The organism is Kluyvera sp. 142486 (genome assembly GCF_046569695.1).
Taxonomy (GTDB): domain Bacteria; phylum Pseudomonadota; class Gammaproteobacteria; order Enterobacterales; family Enterobacteriaceae; genus Kluyvera.
The window spans coordinates 14,150-33,573 of the sequence record NZ_JBKHUI010000015.1 but is presented as its reverse complement, the minus strand read 5'-3'; the positions used below and the strand labels follow the sequence as shown (position 1 = coordinate 33,573).

At 58.6% G+C, this 19,424-nt stretch carries 12 protein-coding genes; 6 read left to right on the top strand and 6 right to left on the bottom strand.

Annotation, left to right across the window (positions count from 1 at the left end):
* Positions 1-2 precede the first annotated feature (2 nt).
* From pduT to ACLGE8_RS16445, 5 genes are all read left to right on the top strand, one after another.
* Positions 3-557 (top strand): propanediol utilization microcompartment protein PduT, encoded by a 555-nt coding sequence (pduT, locus tag ACLGE8_RS16465; protein ID WP_410999956.1) that lies wholly within the window; start codon positions 3-5, stop codon positions 555-557.
* Complete coding sequence (gene pduU / locus ACLGE8_RS16460; protein ID WP_000441103.1) at positions 557-907, top strand: propanediol utilization microcompartment protein PduU; 351 nt, start codon at positions 557-559, stop codon at positions 905-907. Before pduT ends, pduU begins: the two co-directional genes overlap by 1 nt.
* 4 nt (positions 908-911) lie before the next feature.
* Complete coding sequence (pduV, locus tag ACLGE8_RS16455) at positions 912-1,364, top strand: propanediol utilization protein PduV (protein WP_410999955.1); 453 nt, start codon at positions 912-914, stop codon at positions 1,362-1,364.
* Positions 1,349-2,563 carry an acetate/propionate family kinase gene (locus tag ACLGE8_RS16450; protein ID WP_410999954.1) on the top strand — a complete coding sequence of 405 codons (1,215 nt, stop codon included), beginning with the start codon at positions 1,349-1,351 and terminating at the stop codon, positions 2,561-2,563. The genes pduV and ACLGE8_RS16450 overlap by 16 nt, the downstream gene beginning before the upstream one ends.
* A 92-nt stretch (positions 2,564-2,655) precedes the next feature.
* On the top strand, positions 2,656-3,522 hold the full coding sequence (locus ACLGE8_RS16445) for an L-threonine kinase (RefSeq protein WP_410999953.1): 867 nt from the start codon (positions 2,656-2,658) through the stop codon (positions 3,520-3,522).
* A gap of 15 nt (positions 3,523-3,537) precedes the next feature.
* Here ACLGE8_RS16445 and cobD read toward each other — a convergent pair whose 3' ends face one another.
* Both cobD and amiC read right to left on the bottom strand, forming a co-directional pair.
* Positions 3,538-4,617, bottom strand: a complete 1,080-nt coding sequence (gene cobD, locus ACLGE8_RS16440; RefSeq protein WP_410999952.1) for a threonine-phosphate decarboxylase CobD — start codon at positions 4,615-4,617, stop codon at positions 3,538-3,540.
* Positions 4,618-4,634: 17 nt separating this feature from the next.
* On the bottom strand, positions 4,635-5,885 hold the full coding sequence (amiC, locus tag ACLGE8_RS16435) for an N-acetylmuramoyl-L-alanine amidase AmiC (RefSeq protein ID WP_410999951.1): 1,251 nt from the start codon (positions 5,883-5,885) through the stop codon (positions 4,635-4,637).
* A 229-nt stretch (positions 5,886-6,114) separates the two neighbouring features.
* Here amiC and argA point away from each other — a divergent pair, with 229 nt between their 5' ends.
* Positions 6,115-7,446, top strand: coding sequence for an amino-acid N-acetyltransferase (gene argA / locus ACLGE8_RS16430; RefSeq protein WP_410999950.1), 1,332 nt, complete (start codon positions 6,115-6,117; stop codon positions 7,444-7,446).
* 184 nt (positions 7,447-7,630) lie between these two features.
* Here the strand turns inward: argA and recD are convergent, their stop codons facing one another.
* From recD to recC, 4 genes are all read right to left on the bottom strand, one after another.
* On the bottom strand, positions 7,631-9,469 hold the full coding sequence (recD, locus tag ACLGE8_RS16425; protein WP_410999949.1) for an exodeoxyribonuclease V subunit alpha: 1,839 nt from the start codon (positions 9,467-9,469) through the stop codon (positions 7,631-7,633).
* Positions 9,466-13,005, bottom strand: a complete 3,540-nt coding sequence (recB, locus tag ACLGE8_RS16420; protein WP_410999948.1) for an exodeoxyribonuclease V subunit beta — start codon at positions 13,003-13,005, stop codon at positions 9,466-9,468. Before recB ends, recD begins: the two co-directional genes overlap by 4 nt.
* Positions 13,002-15,887: a pitrilysin gene (ptrA, locus tag ACLGE8_RS16415; RefSeq protein WP_410999947.1), complete on the bottom strand. Its 2,886-nt coding sequence runs from the start codon at positions 15,885-15,887 to the stop codon at positions 13,002-13,004. Before ptrA ends, recB begins: the two co-directional genes overlap by 4 nt.
* Positions 15,888-16,040: 153 nt before the next feature.
* Positions 16,041-19,412, bottom strand: a complete 3,372-nt coding sequence (gene recC / locus ACLGE8_RS16410; RefSeq protein WP_410999946.1) for an exodeoxyribonuclease V subunit gamma — start codon at positions 19,410-19,412, stop codon at positions 16,041-16,043.
* Positions 19,413-19,424 lie beyond the last annotated feature (12 nt).

The following is a 19,424-nucleotide window of genomic DNA, read 5'->3' as shown; positions in this document are numbered from 1 at the left end:
CCATGTCTCAGGCTATAGGAATTTTAGAACTCACCAGCATTGCCAAAGGGATGGAACTCGGCGATGCCATGCTGAAAAGCGCCAATGTCGATTTACTGGTCAGCAAGACCATCTGCCCAGGGAAATTTTTACTGATGCTGGGCGGCGATATCGGCGCGCTCCAGCAGGCCATTGAAACCGGCACGTCGCTGGCGGGCGAGATGCTCGTCGACAGCCTGGTGCTAGCGAATATTCACCCCAGCATTCTCCCGGCCATCAGCGGCCTGAACAGCGTCGATAAGCGTCAGGCGGTAGGCATCGTCGAAACCTGGAGCGTGGCGGCCTGCATCAGCGCCGCAGACCGGGCGGTGAAAGCCTCAAACGTCACCCTGGTGCGGGTGCATATGGCCTTCGGCATCGGCGGTAAATGCTACATGGTGGTGGCGGGCGACGTTTCTGACGTCAACAACGCCGTCACGGTTGCCAGCGAAAGCGCGGGCGAAAAAGGGCTGCTGGTTTACCGTTCGGTGATCCCGCGCCCGCATGAGGCCATGTGGCGACAGATGGTGGAGGGATAATGGAAAGACAACCGACAACGGATCGTATGATTCAGGAATATGTTCCCGGGAAACAGGTCACCCTCGCGCACCTGATTGCCAACCCCGGGAAGGATTTATTTAAGAAGCTGGGCCTGCAGGACGCGGTCTCCGCCATTGGCATCCTCACCATTACGCCCAGCGAGGCGTCGATTATCGCCTGCGATATCGCCACTAAATCCGGCGCGGTGGAGATTGGTTTTCTTGACCGCTTTACCGGCGCGGTAGTGCTGACCGGCGACGTTTCCGCCGTGGAATATGCCCTCAAGCAGGTGACGCGCACGCTGGGCGAGATGATGCAATTCACCACCTGTTCAATCACCCGGACGTAACGTCATGAAGCGTTTGATGTTTATCGGCCCCAGCCAGTGCGGAAAAACCTCGCTGACCCAAAGCCTGCGCGGCGAAGCGCTCCATTATAAGAAAACCCAGGCCATTGAATGGTCGCCGATGGCTATAGATACACCGGGTGAATATCTGGAGAACCGCTGCCTGTATAGCGCCCTGCTGACCAGCGCCTGCGAGGCCGACGTTATTGCGCTGGTGCTCAATGCCGACGCCCAATGGTCGCCCTTTTCCCCAGGCTTTACCGCCCCAATGAACCGACCGACGATTGGCCTGGTTACCAAGGCCGATCTCGCCGATTCGCAGCGTATTGCGCTGGTCGCGGAATGGCTTACGCAGGCTGGCGCACAGCAGATTTTTATTACCAGCGCGTTGAATAACTCGGGACTCGACGCCGTGCTGGCCTTTTTGAATGTGAAGGAATCTTTATGTCTTACAAAATAATGGCCATTAACGCCGGTAGCTCATCGTTAAAATTCCAGCTGCTGGAAATGCCGCAGGGCGAGACGCTCTGCCAGGGGCTGATTGAACGTATCGGTATGGCGAACGCCCAGGTGACCCTCAAAACCCCGGCGCAGAAATGGCAGGAGTTGGTGCCGATCGCCGATCATCGTGAGGCCGTCACTCTGCTGCTGGAAAAACTCCTTGGCTATCGCATTATTAACAGTTTGCAGGATATCGACGGCGTCGGCCACCGCGTGGCGCACGGCGGAGAGCGCTTTAAAGATTCGACACCGGTCACCGATGAAACCTTAGCGGAAATCGAGCGTCTGGCTGAACTGGCCCCGCTGCATAACCCGGTGAATGCTTTAGGGATCAAAGTGTTCCGTCAGCTGCTGCCCGATGCGCCGTCGGTGGCGGTGTTTGATACCGCTTTCCACCAGACGCTGGACGAGCGCGCGTTTATCTATCCGCTGCCGTGGCGCTACTACAGCGAGCTGGGCATTCGCCGCTACGGCTTCCACGGCACCAGCCACAAGTACGTCAGCGCGACGCTGGCGGAAAAGCTGGGCGTGCCGCTGAGCGCCCTGCGCGTAGTGTGCTGCCATCTCGGCAACGGCAGCAGCGTTTGCGCTATCAAAGGCGGGCGCTCGGTGAATACCTCGATGGGCTTTACCCCGCAGTCCGGCGTGATGATGGGTACCCGCAGCGGCGATATCGACCCGTCGATTCTGCCGTGGCTGGCGCTGCATGAAGGTAAAACCCCGGAGCAGCTCAACCAGCTGCTGAATAATGAATCCGGCCTGCTTGGGGTTTCCGGCGTCTCGCACGATTATCGCGATGTCGAACAGGCTGCTGACGGCGGTAATCAGCGCGCAGCTCTGGCGCTCACCCTGTTTGCCGAGCGCATTCGCGCCACCATCGGCAGCTATATCATGCAGATGGGCGGCCTTGATGCGCTGGTCTTTACCGGCGGCATCGGCGAAAACTCGGCCCGCGCCAGGAGCACCATTTGCCACAACCTGAATTTTCTCGGGCTGTCGGTGGATGAAGAGAAAAACCAGCACAACGCCACCTTTATTCAGAGCGAGAACGCGGTGGTCAAAGTGGCGGTTATTAATACCAACGAAGAGCTGATGATTGCCCGCGACGTTATGCGTCTCGCGCTGCCTGAAGTGCAGGCGTTGACCGTTTCAGCCTAAGTTCGCCGCCCGGCAAATTGCGGTGAATCATGGAAATAGCGGGATCGGCATGACACTATGCGCCCTGGCAATCTGAGCAAAGGGTAATAAACGTGGCTGTTGCGCAATGCCCCGCCTCCTGTGGGGAACTCATCCAGGGCTGGATCCTCGGCAGCGAGAAGCTGGTCTCATGCCCCGTTGACTGGTACAGCACCGTCGAGGTGGACTACGGTTCACCTCGCACCGATGAGCGCCCGCTTTCGCGCGCGATGGTCGACCAATTGCTGAGCCACTGGCGCTACCCGGCAGAGCTGAGCAAAGAGATTCGCATCGATATTTGCTCTACCATTCCGGTCGCCAAAGGCATGGCCAGCAGCACGGCGGATATCGCCGCAACGGCGGTAGCAACCGCGCATCATCTTGGTCAGACGCTGGATGAAGCCACCCTCGCCCGGCTTTGCGTTTCACTGGAACCCACCGACAGCACCCTTTTTCGCCAGCTTACGCTGTTCGATCACAACACCGCCGCCACGCAAATAGCCTGCCATACTCAGCCTCAGCTCGACCTGCTGCTGCTCGAAAGCCCCGCCACGCTGCTGACCACCGATTACCACCGCCTTCCCCGGCTTGAAAAGCTGCATGCCCATTCCGCCTCTCTGCAGCAGGCATGGGAGAAAATCCAGCAGGCCTGTGAGACGAATAACCCGCGACGGATGGGAGAAGCGGCGACGCTCAGCGCTATCGCCAGCCAGCATCTGCTGCCCAAACCGGGGTTTGATACGCTGCTGGCGCTGGTAGAAGAGTGTGATTTATACGGCATTAACGTGGCGCACAGCGGCAGCGTGGTCGGCCTGATGCTCGACCGTCAGCGTCATGATGTTGACTATTTGCAGCGGCGGTTGGAAGAGAAGCGGCTTACCGAATATTGGCCCGAGCAGCACCTGCTGCGCATGGTGCAGGGCGGCGTAGAACTGCGCTAGCGCCGCCCAGAGCGTCTACCCGGTAAATACCCGCCTGAACGCCGTTAACAGCTGCGTATTTTCCTGCTCGCTGCGAATGGCGACGCGGAAGTAGCGTTCGTCAAGCCCCGGATAGTTGGCGCAGCTGCGGATCAGGATATGCTGTTGCAGCATAGCGTATTGCAGCTCAAGGCCCGGCACATCGCAGCGCAGAAACAGATAATTTGCCTGACCGGGATAGACCGTCAGGCCGGGAATATGGCGCAGTTGATGGTAAAAGCGCTGCCCCTCTTCCTCCAGCCACCGCCAGGTTTTCTGCTGATAAGCGCTATCCTGCAGAACGATCTCCCCCGCCAGCGCGGCAAAAGCGTTTATCGACCACGGCATCTGGCGCTCGCGCATTCGCGCCACCGCCCACTCATCGCCGTTCACCAAATACCCCAGGCGCAGGCCGGGAATGGCATAAAACTTGGTCAGCGAACGCAGCACCCACACGTGAGGGTTCTCACTGAGCAGCGGAATAAACCCCGTCTCGTCGGGAATAAAATCGATAAATGCTTCATCAAGAACCAGAGAAATCTCCAGCAGCTTGCAGCGCTCGGCAATTAATTCCAACAGGCGGCGGTCGGGTAGCAGGCCGGTGGGGTTGTTCGGCGTACAGAGGAATAAGCAGTCCAGATCCGGCGTCAGAGCGTCGAGAATGGCCCCGGTGAGCTGCCAGCCATCCTCTTCACGCAGCAGAAACTCCCGAACCTCGCAGTCAACTGACTGCAGCGCCCGGCGATACTCGGCAAAGCCGGGAGTGACGATCATCGCCTGGCGCGGCTTCAGGCCCTGAACGAGCGTAAAGATCGCTTCGGTTTCACCGTTTCCGGCGAGGACCCATGAGGCAGGGATCCGGTGGTGTTCCGCCAGCGCAAGGTGCAGCTGCTGGTATTCAACATCGGGATAGCGTTCGGCGCAGTCCATATTATCGATGATGGCGCGTTTGACGCTTTCCGGCATCCCCCGCGGGTTAATATTGGCGCTAAAATCCAATAGCTGCTGCGCGGAGATACCCAATAGCGCAGCGGCCTCGCGGATATTGCCGCCGTGCGCGCTCTTCAGTAGAGCCATTTACCTTTCCTGTTGCGTTACCCTCGCCTTGCCAGCGTCGCGCCGTCGGCGAAGTAGGCTTTTATCCCTGCCAGAATCGACTCTGCCACTTCCTGCTGGAATTTTGCCGTTTTCAATTTGCGCTCTTCTTCGACGTTACTGATAAACGCGGTTTCCACCAGAATCGATGGAATGTCCGGCGCTTTTAGTACCGCGAAGCCCGCCTGCTCGACCTGATTTTTATGCAGGTCGTTCACCTGCCCCAGCTTTTTAAGCACCGCTTTACCAAACTTCAGGCTGTCGGCGATAGTGAGTGACTGCACCATATCGAACATGGTGTGGTCGACGTAGCGGTCGCCGCTTTTGCTGACGCCACCGATTAAATCCGAGGCGTTCTGGGTTTGGGCAAGGTATTTTGCCGCGGTACTGGTGGCCCCTTTGGTCGACAGGGCAAACACCGATGAGCCGCTCGGCTGGCGGCTGGTGAACGCATCCGCGTGAATGGAGACGAACAGGTCGGCGCGCTGCTTCTGCGCTTTCGCCACCCGCACCTTCAACGGAATAAAGATATCTTCGTTGCGCGTCATATAGGCTTTCATATTGCCTTCTTTTTCAATCAGCGCACGCAGGCGACGGGCAATTTGCAGCACCACGTCCTTCTCTCGCGTTTTATATTTCCCCACCGCGCCGGAGTCTTCCCCGCCGTGGCCGGGGTCAAGCATGATAACAATCGGACGGTCGCGCCCGGCTTTGCCCGGCTGCGGGCCGCTTTGCGATGGCGGCACCTGCTTTTCGAGGTCGCCCTTGTTGTAGTCCTCCAGCAGCGCCAGCAGCGGATCCTGCTGTTCTGTGCTGCTGGCTGGGTAGAGATCCATTACCAGGCGTTCTTTAAAGTTCGCCACTGGCGCAAGCGCGAACAGCTGCGGCTTCACATCCTGCTTCAACTCAAACACCATGCGCACCGTCTGTGGATCAAACTGCCCCACGCGCGCGGATTTAATAAACGGATCGTCGCTGCGGATCTGCGCCCCCATGCCTTTCAGCACCGAGTTCAGGTTTACCCCTTCAAGGTCGACCACCAGACGGTCAGGGTTACTCAACGCAAACTGTCGATACTTGAGCTCACGGTTGGACTCCACCGTCACGCGCGTGTAGCTGGATGCAGGCCATATGCGCACCGCCACCACCTGACTGACGGCAGCTAACCCGACCTGACTCACGCTTAACAACCACATGGCACCGGCACCTTGTAGCAGGCGACGACGGCTCAAAGACTGACTTCCCGACATGCTCCATCCCAGGCAAATAAAGAGAAACAAAGAATTCGCATAATACGATTGACCGGAAACTGTAACTAAAGCCGCATAAACTGTCATCTATAAAAGGGTAAACATTCGTTGAATCAGCGAAATTTGGCCGAGGATTTTCCAATGTTTAAGCAAATTCCGGCTTGCGTTTCCGACGAAAACAGAATAAAAATACAATAATTACGAATAATCATGCATTGAGGGTTGTGCCGTGGTGAAGGAACGTAGAACCGAACTGGTAGAGGGGTTTCGTCATACCGTCCCCTATATTAACGCCCACCGGGGGAAGACGTTTGTCATCATGCTTGGCGGCGAAGCCATTGAGCATGAAAACTTTTCCAGCATCGTCAACGATATTGGCCTGCTGCACAGTTTAGGCATTCGTCTGGTGCTGGTCTATGGCGCGCGCCCGCAAATCGACGCGAATCTGGCCGAGCATCACCATGAGCCAACCTATCACAAACATATTCGCGTCACGGATGCGAAAACCCTTGAGCTGGTGAAACAGGCCGCAGGTCTGCTGCAGCTGGATATTACCGCTCGCCTGTCGATGAGCCTGAACAACACTCCGCTGCAGGGCGCGCACATCAACGTGGTCAGCGGTAACTTTATCATCGCTCAGCCGCTGGGCGTCGACGACGGCATCGACTACTGCCACAGCGGACGTATTCGTCGTATCGATGAAGAGGCAATTCATCGCCAGCTCGACAGCGGCGCTATCGTGCTGATGGGGCCGGTGGCCGTTTCAGTCACCGGCGAGAGCTTTAACCTGACGTCGGAAGAGATTGCCACCCAACTGGCGATTAAACTCAAGGCCGAGAAGATGATCGGCTTCTGCTCCTCTCAGGGGGTGTTTAACGAAGCGGGCGAAATTATCTCTGAGCTGTTCCCGAACGAAGCTCAGGCGCGTATTGAAGAGCTGGAGAAAGAGGGCGACTACCTTTCCGGCACCGCCCGTTTCCTGCGCGGCGCGGTCAAAGCCTGCCGCAGCGGCGTGCGCCGCAGCCACCTGATTAGCTATCAGGAAGACGGCACGCTGTTGCAGGAGCTGTTCTCCCGTGACGGTATCGGTACGCAAATTGTAATGGAGAGCTCCGAGCAAATTCGCCGGGCCACCATCAACGATATCGGCGGGATTCTGGACCTGATTGCGCCGCTCGAGCAGCAGGGCATTCTGGTGCGCCGCTCCCGCGAACAGCTGGAGATGGAGATCGATAAATTCACGATTATTCAGCGTGATAACACCACCATTGCCTGCGCTGCACTCTATCCTTTCCCGGAAGAGAAAATTGGCGAGATGGCCTGCGTAGCGGTGCATCCGGATTACCGCAGCTCTTCACGCGGTGAAGTATTGCTGCAGCGGATTGCCACCCAGGCGAAGCAGATGGGGCTTAACCACCTGTTCGTGCTGACGACGCGCAGTATTCACTGGTTCCAGGAACGCGGCTTTAAGCCGGTGGACGTGGAGCTGCTGCCGGAGAGTAAGAAGCTGCTGTATAACTATCAACGCCGGTCGAAGGTGTTGATGACGGATTTGGTGTAAGCGAGAAAATGCCTGATGGCGCTACGCTTATCAGGCCTACAAAAGCCTAACTTCGCGCCGATCGGCCCCCTCGCCCCTCTGGGGAGAGGGTTAGGGTGAGGGGATTGTGGGCTCGGCGTTAAACCCTCACCCCAGCTCTCTCCCTTAAAAAGGGAGAGGGGGCAGTTCGAGCAAATTTTAGACCCTATTCCATCTCTGCAAAAATCGCCGACAACCCGCTGCGCCGTTCGGTGCGCGTGGCGATGGCCTGGATAAGCAGGTTTTTATCGGCGTACATCGACAACCGAGCTTTCGCGCGGGTTATCGCCGTATACACCAGCTCACGGCTCACCACCGGGATAATCTGCGTCGGCAGCACCAGTGCGGCGTGGGTGAACTCGGAACCCTGCGATTTATGCACCGTCATCGCCCAGGCGGTATCGTGCTCCGGCAGACGGCTTGGCTGCACCGATTTAACGGTACCGTCCGGCATCGGGAACCAGACGCGCATGCCATCACCGCGATCCAGCGCCACGCCAATATCGCCGTTAAACAGCCCCAGCGCGCTGTCGTTACGCGCAATCATCACCGGACGGCCTTCATACCAGCGGGAGTGACGCTGCGGCACTATCTGCCGGTGACGCGTCAGCAGCTGTTCAAACTGTTGGTTAAGCCCGCTCACGCCCCATGGCCCTTCACGTAATGCGCACAACAACTGGTATTCGCCAAACGCTGTCAGCACGACCTCAGGGTCGGCCCGATCACGTAACAGCTGAAGATAATGGCCGTAGCCCGCTCGCGCATCCTCGAGCATCGCGGCATAGTCGTCCGTCGAGTGCTGCGGTTTCAGTTCAATATCGCTAAAGCCGCGGGAAAACACGGCGTCGATCTCTTTCTTATCGCCCCGGTTCACCGCGCTGGCAAGCTGACCGATACCGGAGTCGCTGCCAAAGCGATAGCTGGTTCGCAGCAGGCAAAGGCTGTCACGTAACGCCCCTGCTGTCTGACCATCACCGGCGGGAACCGTGGCCCCGACCAGGCGGCTAAGCTGCGCGGCGCGCTCTACGGTATAGCCGGCGTTCACCCAGCTACAGATATCGCCGAGTACCGCTCCGGCCTCCACCGATGCCAGCTGATCGCGGTCGCCAAGGAAGATAACCCGCCCGTGCGGCGGCAGCGCGTCAATCAGCCGCGCCATCATCGGCAGGTCAATCATTGAGGCTTCATCCACCACCAGCACGTCCAGATGCAGCGGGTTGCCCGCGTGATAGCGCATCTTCTGGCTGCCGGGCTGCGCGCCCAACAGACGGTGCAGCGTGCTGGCATCGGTTGGCAGCATCGCTTTTTGCGCGTCGCTTAAATCGAGTTTTCGCAGCGCCGCGCCCAGTGATTCCGTCAGGCGTGCCGCCGCTTTACCGGTTGGCGCGGCGAGGCGAATACGGCATTTCTCCGTTCCCGCCATCTGTACCAGCGCCGCCAGCAATTTAGCAACGGTGGTGGTTTTTCCGGTACCGGGGCCGCCGGAGATCACCGAAATACGGCGAGTCAGCGCCACGGCGGCGGCCACTTTCTGCCAGTCGATCGTATCGCTTACCGGGAACAGCGCGTTGAGCGTTGCGGCAAGCTGGGTTTCATCGACGGCAAACGGTGCGTTGGTTTCGCTAAAGAAGCTCGCCACGGTGAGTTCGTTGCGCCACATGCGGTTGAGATAAAGCCTGCCACGGCTCAGGATCAGCGGTGATGGACGTTCCCCACCGCTGACGGCGTCAGAACGCAGTAATAGGTTTTCCCACTCCTGCGGTACGTTCGCTTCGGCAAACAGCTGCTGCCAGAGCTCGCGGGCGCGGCCTTTTGGCTGCATAGAGGGGCTGAGATGGGAGAGCGGCAAACAGACGTGCCCTTCCCCGGCGTCGCGGCTGAGCATCGCGGCGGCGATCATCACTGCCGGGTGCTCCTCTTTTGCCACCATCAGCGCAAACTGCACGTCGAGCGGGCGTAGCAGCTTTTGCTCGGCGGCTTCCAGTAAACGTTGTTCGAGCGTCATACGTTGCTCTCCTCTCCGGCAAACAGCGCGTCCATTGCCGTTATCAGCGCCGGGTCGGGCCGGGTGGCAAATATTCCCTGCTGCCCCGCCTCGCCGTCCACGCCGCGCAGGAACAGATAAATCACGCCGCCGAAATGACGCTCATAGTCATAGTCGGCCATGCGGTGGCGCAAATAGCGGTGCAGCGCCAGGCTGTAGAGCTGGTACTGCAAGTCATAGCGGTGAGACTGCATCGCCTTCGCCATCGCGTCCTGGGTATAGGCTTCGCCGTTTTCCCCGAGCCAGTTGGACTTGTAGTCCAGCAGGTAGTAGCGGCCATCGTGGCGGAACACAAGGTCGATAAAGCCCTTGAGCATGCCGCGCACCTGGCGGAAGTCCAGCTCCGGGCAGCCTGCCGACAGCGGGTCATAGCGGCGGGTCACGGCGTCCAGCGCCCGCGCGTCCAGCGTCTGGGTAATCGGTAGATAAAACTCCATCTCCACCTGTTTTTGCCGGTCGCTAAGCTGATTCAGCGCAATGCCGATATCCGCCAGCGGCGCGGCCAGCACCTGGGTTATCCAGCGGGTCAGTACCGGCTCCCACGCTTCATCAAAGCCATTATTTTGTAGCTTTTCGCGCATCCACTCCGGCGACACCGGCTGGGTGAAATCGAGGTCTTCGAACAGGCTGTGCAGGAAGGTCCCCGGCGATGCGCCGCGCGGGAAATGGTGCGGCGTCATTGCCAGTTCGCTTTGCTCTTCAGCAACCCCGGAAGCATCAATGTCGATACGCGGCAGCAGATCCTGCGCCACGCTGTGACCGCGCTGCTGCAAGCCGGAGTAGCTGGTAACGCGCCAGTCATCGACCACCCGCCGTAATACCTGACGGGCCGCCAGTTCCGGCATCTCGGGTTGGATCGCCTGCCAGCGAGTATCGTTGGGTGCCGTCGCCAGCGTCAGGGAGATATGTTCGTTGCACAACGCTTGCAGGCAGGCGTGCAGGCCGGAAGCATCCAGCACTTCGCCCTTTTGCAGCAGCCTTCCCGGCGCGCTTTGATGTAATTCGGTCTCGGTCGGCTTATCGCTGCGCCGGGCCGTCAGCGGGGCGATGCCCAGACTGCAATGCCAGATGGCGCGCGTTAAAGCGACGTACAGCAGACGCAAGTCTTCTGCAAGGCGTTCGGCCTCCGCCAGCTCCAGGCTCTCGTCGCTTTCGTTAAGATCCAGCACCGCTTTGAAGGATTCACGGTCGTGGTAAAACGCCTGTTTCTCTTTGCGGAAACGGGCGATAAACGGCAGCCAGACCAGCGGGTACTCCAGCCCTTTTGACTTGTGGATAGTGACTATCTGTACCAGGTGTTTATCGCTCTCCAGACGCATCTGCTGACTAGAAGCGTTAGTGTCCGGCTCGGCAACCTGCTGGTTGAGCCAGCGCACCAGCGCATGCTCGCTTTCAAGCTGGGTAGCTGCTTCCTGAAGCAGTTCGCTCAGGTGCAAAATGTCGGTTAAGCGCCGCTCGCCGCCGTGGGTCGCCAGCAGGTTTTCAGCCATTGACCGCGCGCTCATCAGGGCGCGGATCATCGGCATCACGCCGCGCCGCTGCCAGATAAGGCGGTAGTCGCTAAACTCTTCCACCAGCGCATCCCAGGCGTTTTCGTCCTGATTCAGCCGTTCGATATCCTGCGCGTTCAGGCCAAACATCGCCGTTGCCAGCGCGCTGCGCAGCGTATTTTCGCGCTCAGGCGTCAACACCGCCTGCAGCACCCACAGCAGCTCCTGTGCTTCCGGGGTTTCAAACACGCTGTCGCGGTTGGAGAGATAGACCGACGGGATCGCCAGCGCGTTCAGGGCATCGCGGATAAGCGACGCTTCCTGGCGGTTACGCACCAGCACGGTGATATCCGACGCCTGCACCGGGCGAGCGTTATCACCTCGCCACAGCAGCGCGCTCCCCTGCTGGCCGCCGGTCAGCCAGTCGCGAATTTGCGCCGCGCACTGCTGAGCCATAAAGTTCTGATAATCCCCCGCGCTGATGCCTTCGCCGGGCATCAGCCACAGGTTCATCGCTGGCTGGTTTTCACCGTCAACCTCAAAGCGCAGCGAGGCGTTTTTAGGCGCAGACTTTACCGGCAGGAACGGGATATCGCGGAACATAAAGGGGTTATCAACCAGCCCAAACAGGCGGTTGACGCTCTCCACCATGCCCGGCGCGGAACGCCAGTTGGTGTCGAGGGTGTAATGGGCGGCCACGTCGCTGCGCGCGCGCATATAGGTAAAGATATCCGCGCCGCGAAAGGCGTAAATCGCCTGCTTCGGGTCGCCGATAAGCAATAGCGCGGTGTCCGGCTGCTGTCGCCAGATTCGGCGGAAGATGCGGTACTGCTGTGGGTCGGTGTCCTGGAACTCATCGATCATCGCCACCGGGAATCGCTGGCGAATAGCGGCGGCCAGCGCATCACCGCTGTCGCTCTCCAGCGCTTCATCAAGGCGGCTTAACATATCGTCAAAGCCCAGCTCGCCGCGTCGACGTTTCTCGCGGGCGACCGCTTCACGGATCTCTTTCATCGCCTGGGCGATCACCAGATCGTTAAGCGTCAGCGGTGAGGCCAGCAGGTGTTCAATCGCGCTGAACAGCGGATGGGTAGGCACTTCACCGCCCGCTTTGGTACGGTCGGCCAAAAATGGCTGGCTGAATTTCTCCAGTGCATCAGGCAACTGATAGTTTTTAGTCTCTTCCTGGGCCCAGTGGCTTATCTTTTCGATCCACTTACCCTGATTGCCGCGGTTGAATTTGCGTCTGTCGATCCCAGAACTTTCCAGCAGCAAGTCCAGTTCGCCCACGCTTTCCAGCCAACGTTGTTTAATCTCGTTAATCTGCGTGAGGATCTGCTGGTGACGCGACGCCAGCGTTTCGGCCTCGCCGAGCGGTACTTTAAGCTCCGGTGCTTCGCCCTGCAGGTAGCGGTCGATAGATTTGAGCAAGTCCTGCGGCCCTTTCCACGATTCAACGATCACCTGTGCAATCTCGCGTTCGAGCGGGTAGCAGTGGCGTCGCCAAAAATCGGCGCAGGCCTGGTAGCGCAGCTGAGATTCATCTTCAATCAGTTGCTGTTCAAACAGCATGCCGGATTCAAAGGCGTTAAGGCTCAGCATGCGCTGACAGAAACCGTGAATGGTAAAGACGGCGGCATCGTCCATCTGACGCTCCGCCAGCAGCAGCACGTTAGCCGCCTGCTGGAGGTCGTCAATTTCCGCCAGCAGGCTGGCATAGAGCGGGTTGTCGGTGGCGTTACGCAGGCAGGCGACGCGCAGTTCGTGAATGTTGCTACGAATGCGCCCGCGCAGCTCTTCGGTGGCGGCCTCGGTGAAGGTCACCACCAGCAGCTCTTCGACGTTAACAGGCCGAGGAAAGGCGGCTTCGCCGCCCAGCCCCAGCAAAAGCCGCAGGTAGAGTGCGGCGATGGTGAAGGTTTTTCCGGTGCCCGCTGAGGCTTCAATCAGGCGCTCGCCGATAAGGGGTAAGCGCAGGGGATCAAGGGACTCGGCGGTTTCGGTCATTCGTCTTCTCGTCGTAAGGGTAAGGTTTGCTGCAACTCAGTAATGCTCTGCCACACTTTCCAGCCTTCAGGGTGCGCGTAGTCGGTTTTACCATTCTGGCTACCGGAGACCTGCGACAGCACCGTCATGCCCTGCGGGGCAACCACCGTCTGGTGGAAGAAGTCGGCCAGTTTTTGCGGCGTTAACAGCTTAATCTGGGCCACTACTTTAGCACGTGAATCAAAGGCCATATTACCGCGATCGAAATCTTTGCTCAGTTGGGAGGCTTCGTCACTCAGCGTTTGCGGCGCCTGCAGCATGTCTGCCACCACCGACTGCTGGATTTGGGCAAACTCTTCTGGCTTCATCGCGCGCAGTTTCTGTTCGGCAGTCGGGAAGAAGGCTTTAAAGCGATCCCACAGGAATGACGGCTGCTTATCGTTACTTTGCAGCAGGAAACCCATCCCCCACTGGCGGCCGACGTTCATCGAGAAGGCAAAGACGGCGTAGCCTAACTGTTCTTCGGTGCGCAGTTGGGTGTAGAACCACGGCTGGACGATTTGCGCCAGCATGGCGCTCGCCGCCGAGCTTGAGAACTCATCGACGTTTGGCGGCACAAACACCGCAGCCAGCGCCGAGTCGGTGCTGGCACCGGCTTTCTCGAAGATAACGTTTTGCTGTTTATCGACCAGTACGTCTTTGTTGCGGCACCATTCGCTGCCGTTAGCGCCAAGCTGGGTCTGAATGCTGCGCGCGAGGGTTTTGGACTGGTCGACGCTCAGGTTGCCTATCACCATAAATTCTGGACGCGCCCCGGCTTTCAGCCTATCGCGGTAGTCCATCACCTCTTTGAGCGTAATCGATGGCAGCAGCGCCTTACGGTCTTCGCGCTGGAAATAAGGCACCTGCGACACCATCTGCACCGGCATAATCGCCTGTTCGTAGGCTTTGCCTTTATCGGCAGAGTCCATCATCTGCAGGTACCAGGATTTGGCCTGTTCCAGCTGCTCTTCGGTTGGCGTGTAGCTGAAATAACCCTGCAGCAGGGCATCAAACAACTGCGGCAGACGCTGGGTGTAACCGTTGGCGTTGAGCATCAAGCCGTTGTTAGCACCGGTTGAGAAACTGATCCCGCCAACGGCAGCCTGGTTGCTCAGCTGGTCAAGCGCAATACCGGCCAGGTAGTCATTCAGCGCAAACATCACCTGGCTACGGGCGCTGTCCATCGCTTTCGGGTTACGCAGAATCAGCGTGATGTCGGCCTTCGGCTCGCTGGCAAAATAGCGGCTCGGCATATAAACCAGACGCAGATTTTGCTCATCAACAATCAGCTCCGGATGAGTGTACTTTTTCTCGCTTTTAATCAGCGTGAAGTCGTCGGGAATATACGGGTTAAGCTGCGGCAGATTCAGCGTAATGCCGCTGGCGGCCTTCTGCCATTTGGCGAAGGTGTCAGCGCTGATTTTATCCACCTGATATGGTGCATCAACAAAGTAGGCGGTCTTGTTGTGCGGTTCATTCGGGCTGATATACCAGATGCGCGCGTTTTGCGGCGTCATCATCGCCAGACGGTCTTTTACCGCCTGCGGGTCGTACTGGTCAGCAATGTTCACCGCGTCCAGAGTATGCGCGACCGGCACGCGGATCATGGTGTCGGCGAGCCATTCAACGTAGCCCATATCACGGGTGATGGACGGGTAGCGGAAGTCGAGGTTCAGCACGTGTGCCAGCTCGTCAAAATCACTTTTGTCGATGCCTTTCTGGCGCAGCGTATCAAGATAGCTAAAGATAGCGGCGACCACTTCATCACGGTGTGCCAGCCCTTTATCAGTTAAGGTGGCGGAAATCGCCAGCACGCCGCTGTTACCATTCACCACCGGATCGGAGTCTGCACGAATGCCCTCAACAAGCCCCTGCTTTTGCAGCCAGTCAGACAAAGTGCCCGGCGTACGGTTGCCGATAAGATAGGTGATCAGTTCGTCGGTTTTGCTGCGGAACTGCGCAGAGTTGTTATCGATGCGGAATTCCACGCGTAGCACTTTACGCGGCAGCGCTGGCACGTAGTGAATGATGATACCTTTCTGCGCATCGGTGACCACCGGGACGGTGATTTCCGGGCGTTCGATAGATTTGTTCGGCACGCGGCCGTAGGTTTGCGCGGCAATCTGCGCCAGTTCAGGCAGCGGTTTGTTGCTGTAAATCACCGCCTTCATCAGGTTCGCGGAGTAGTACTTGTTGCGAAATGCCAGCAGCGCTTCATACACCGGGCTATCGGGTTTGTCGCTCAGCGTCTCGAGGTTACCACCAGAGAATCGTGCGCCGGGGTGAGCCGGGTTGATGGTTTCGGCGCTGACCTGCGCCATGCGCATACCGTCGCGGGTGCGCGCCATGGTCAGTTCAGCGTTGACGGCGTTACGCTCGCGGTCGGCATATTTCTTTTCCAGCAGCGGCGCAGCAATAGCGTCCGCCAGGCGGTCTACCGCCCCCTGCAGCGCATCATTTTCCACTTCCAGATAGAAGGCGGTGCGATACGGCGCGGTGCTGGCATTGTGGCTGCCGCCGTGCATTTTTAAGAATTCAGCGAGGTTGTCCGGCTGCGGGTAGTTTTTCGAGCCCATCAGCGTCATGTGTTCGAGGAAGTGTGCAAGGCCCGGATGCGAGTCAGGATCTTCCAGCGAGCCAACGGGCACCACCAGCGCCGACAGCGATTTCACCGCCTGCGGATCGGAAACCAGCAGCACGACCATCTTGTTGTCGAGCGTAATCGCTTGATATTGACGGGTGTCTTTTTCGCTTTTGCGGATGGTTTCCTGAATCGGTTGCCATCCGGTTTCTGCCTGACCAACGGTCGCCCAAAAGGCGGTGACGAAAACAACAATACTCAACCAGATACTGCGGGGCATTCACGGACCTCACCATTAACAGATACTTCAAAAATCAGCATGCTCTTGTGGGCAGTTTCAGCCTCAGCTTACCGCTTCGTCTGCTGCCACTCATCAGTCCGTGACTTGTGCGCATAGTAAATGAACCAATTAGCTTGCGCAATTTTTATACAATCACGATGACTGGTTGAAACGGAATACGGGCAGCAGATACGGGGTCGTCTGCGCGATAATCGCTTCATATTGCGCAGGTTCCAGGGTGCGCCATAAACGCTGATACCAGACGTCGGCCCCTTCGCCGCTCACCACCATGTTGCCTTCGTAAGCCTGTAAAAACTTGCTGCGCGCTTTCTGCAGCGACTCTTCGTCTTCTAAGATGGCATCATTTTCGGCATCGTAACAGGCTTTTATCCATGCACCGCCGCTCTCCGGCAGGAACAGCAACGGCTGACACATCCCCTCACGATAACCAGCGACCAACTGTGACAGATAGACTTTGGCCTCCTCAGCCGCCAGCGGCGGGAAGCACCACTCCCCGTCTTTGCGCAGCAGCAGACGGCTTTCACCCGTTCCGCCGCTAGCACAGTAGACAAGGTGTTCCAGCCAAAGTTGCATTCCCTGTGAAACGCTAAGCAGAGAAGGCCGCCAACGCAACAGGCCGTTTTCCTGAACCTGCGGCAGCCAACCGGTGATATTCAGCCCGTCACAGTCGAGGTCAATTTCCATGCTCTGCCCGCTGCGGCGATACTCAATCACCCGGCTCGCCAGCGCGCTCATCTCCTGATGCTGAGCCTCCCAGGCTATCTCGCCAAAAGGGCCGTAGGGCAGTTCACCGGCGGCACGATAGCGGCGGTACATCAGGCCGGCATCCTGTTGCTCTATCAGAGAGTTCAACAACTGCTGGTTGAGCTGATAGCGCGTCAGCCCTTCGAGGGTGAACGGTTCGGTATCGGGAATATCGCTCTCTTCATTACGGAAATTGACCTGCAGACGCATCTGGAAAAAGGCGCGCACCGGGTGCGCCCAGAAGCGCTGAAGCTGTTCGAGCGGCAGCGTGGTCAATGAGAGTGGTTCCAGCGGCTGGATAAAGTCGGAATGCGCTTCGCCCTGCTGGCTTGCCGCCGCCAGCCACTCCTCAGCATAGCTTTGCTGCTCGCCGGCTTTGTAGTTGTCGGCATCAAACGGCATACGCGGGTGCAGATGCATCACGTGGCGCTTCACTCGCTGCTCGCTTTCGTCGCAGTTAAGCGCTTCGTCGCCCTCCAGGCAATGGCTCTGGCCGATATAGTCCATCAGTTCCTGCACCAGCACTGACGGGTAGCGTTCGCTATTATCCTGAATGGAGCGGCCGATATAGCTGATATAGAGCGCTTTTTCAGCTGACATCATGGCTTCAAGGAACAGATAGCGGTCATCGTCACGACGGCTTCGGTCACCGCGTACCGGTTTCTGGCTCATCAGGTCAAAGCCGAGTGGGGCCAATGCGCGTGGGTAAATTCCGTCGTTCATCCCCAGCAGGCAAACCACTTTGAACGGAATGGAGCGCATTGGCATAAGGGTACAAATATTGATTGGGCCCGCCAGGAAGCGCTGGCTGATGCGTTCCTGATCGAGACGCTGCGCCAGCTCGTCACGCAGCAGCGTCAGAGGCACCTCACCGGCGTACTGTGACTGCACGCCCTGGGCGATTATCGCCTGCCACTGCTGCTCAATCAGCGCCAGAGCGGCTTCGGTGTCCTGATCCGGCAGGAAGAAGTCGTTCAGCATTTCACGGCACACTGGCAGCCATTCCTCCAGCGAACGCGCCTGCGTGAGCACCTGCCGCCAGCGGTTAAGCTGCATCAGCAGTGAAGCCAGGTGCCCCACCAGTTCGGCAATCAGGCCGCTGGACTCATCATACGGCAGCACCTCCTGCCACTCGCCCTGCTCGCTCTCCATCGCGTAGCCCAGCAGCATACGCGTGAGACCAAAACGCCAGGTATGCTGCCCGGTGGCTGGCAGGTCCATTTCGCGGACGTTATCGTCGTCCATCCCCCAGCGTACGCCGGATTCGTTCACCCACTGACGCAGATGAAGCAGGCCCGCCTCATCAATGTTGAAACGCGCCGCCAGTACCGGCACATCAAGCAGTGCCAGCACGTCTTCGCTGGTAAAGCGGCTGTCGGGCAGCGACAGCAGAGTAATAAACGCCTGCATCGCCGGGTGAGCCTGACGGGCGCGGCGGTCCGAAATGGCGTACGGCAGATAGCGTTCGCCGGTGGCGCTGCCGAACACGGCCTGAATAAACGGGCTGTAGCTATCGATATCCGCCACCATGACGATGATGTCGCGGGGCGTCAGCGTCGGGTCGGCCTCCAGCATCGCCAGCAGGCGGTCGTGCAGCACTTCAACTTCGCGCTGCGGGCTATGGCAAACGTGGACGGTCAGGCTGCGGTCGTCTCGCGCCAGCGGTCGCTTATTGCCGCTGTGGGCAAACTCTTCGGCAGTGCGCCCGGCAATGGCGGAGTTTTTCAGCTCCAGCACGTCGTACTGAAGGTTGTGCAGCAGGTTGTCGGGTTCGATATCGACAAATGCATCCAGCTCCTGATAGCGCTCAAGCCCCGCCAGCAGGTAGATATAGTCGCGCCCCAGCTTGCCCCAGGAGGCCAGCATCGGGTTGCCAACGTCCTGCTCGCCGTCGTCGTTAAACAGCCCCGGCGCGTGGCTAGCATCCTGGAACAGCGGCAGCTCACGTTGTTCACGATAATGTCGACGCTGGCGCGCCATTAATCGCGCCAGGAATGCCGGGTCTTTAATATCGCCCCAGTAGTAGCGGCACGGGTTGGTGAACAGCACGTAGATATCAACGTGTTTGCCCAGCGCCTGTAGCGCGTGTAGGTAAACCGGCGGCAGCGCGGAGATCCCGCAGATAAAGACGCGTGCCGGCAGGCCTGCGGGCGGCTCGCTGCTCTTTTCCAGGGTGTCGATAAAACGCTGATAGAGGTTGGCACGATGCCACAGCGGTTGGCCCAGAGCGGCGGTATGCTCCACCAGCGCCTTCCACAGCGGCGCTTGCCACACCTGCGCCTCGCCCACGCCGTCGACTAACCTTCCGGCTTCCCACTCCGTCAGCCATTGAGGGCGGTAGACCAGATACTGGTCATAGAGGTCAGCGACGCGGGAGGCCAGCTGGAACAGCTTGCGCTTGTCGGCGTCGTCAGTCAGATAGTGGCGCAGCGGCGTAAAGGCTTCATCATCAAGCATGCCCGGCAGCAGGGTCATCAGCTTCCAGCTCATGCTCTGTTTGTTGAAGGCGCTCTCGCCGGGGATTTCGGGCAGCACGCGGGTGAACATGTCCCAGATAAAGCTCGCGGGCAGCGGGAAGTCGATATTCGCGGCAATGCCAAAGCGCTGGGACAGCGTCATTTGCAGCCACTGCGCCATACCGGTACTTTGCACGAGGATCATTTCAGGCTCAAAAGGGTCCGCCAGGCGGTCCTGCTCAACGATGAACTCCATCAATGCTTCCAGCACGTCCAGACGATTGGAGTGGTAGACCCTTAACATATTCGCTCCTGA

What these genes read in the sequence shown, in the direction of transcription:
- pduV (WP_410999955.1), top strand. Translation starts at nt 912, where the DNA reads ATGAAGCGTTTGATGTTTATCGGCCCCAGCCAGTGCGGAAAAACCTCG.
- pduU (WP_000441103.1), top strand. Translation starts at nt 557, where the DNA reads ATGGAAAGACAACCGACAACGGATCGTATGATTCAGGAATATGTTCCC.
- ACLGE8_RS16450 (WP_410999954.1), top strand. Translation starts at nt 1,349, where the DNA reads ATGTCTTACAAAATAATGGCCATTAACGCCGGTAGCTCATCGTTAAAA.
- ptrA (WP_410999947.1), bottom strand. Translation starts at nt 15,887, where the DNA reads ATGCCCCGCAGTATCTGGTTGAGTATTGTTGTTTTCGTCACCGCCTTT.
- recD (WP_410999949.1), bottom strand. Translation starts at nt 9,469, where the DNA reads ATGACGCTCGAACAACGTTTACTGGAAGCCGCCGAGCAAAAGCTGCTA.
- recC (WP_410999946.1), bottom strand. Translation starts at nt 19,412, where the DNA reads ATGTTAAGGGTCTACCACTCCAATCGTCTGGACGTGCTGGAAGCATTG.
- cobD (WP_410999952.1), bottom strand. Translation starts at nt 4,617, where the DNA reads ATGGCTCTACTGAAGAGCGCGCACGGCGGCAATATCCGCGAGGCCGCT.
- amiC (WP_410999951.1), bottom strand. Translation starts at nt 5,885, where the DNA reads ATGTCGGGAAGTCAGTCTTTGAGCCGTCGTCGCCTGCTACAAGGTGCC.
- pduT (WP_410999956.1), top strand. Translation starts at nt 3, where the DNA reads ATGTCTCAGGCTATAGGAATTTTAGAACTCACCAGCATTGCCAAAGGG.
- recB (WP_410999948.1), bottom strand. Translation starts at nt 13,005, where the DNA reads ATGACCGAAACCGCCGAGTCCCTTGATCCCCTGCGCTTACCCCTTATC.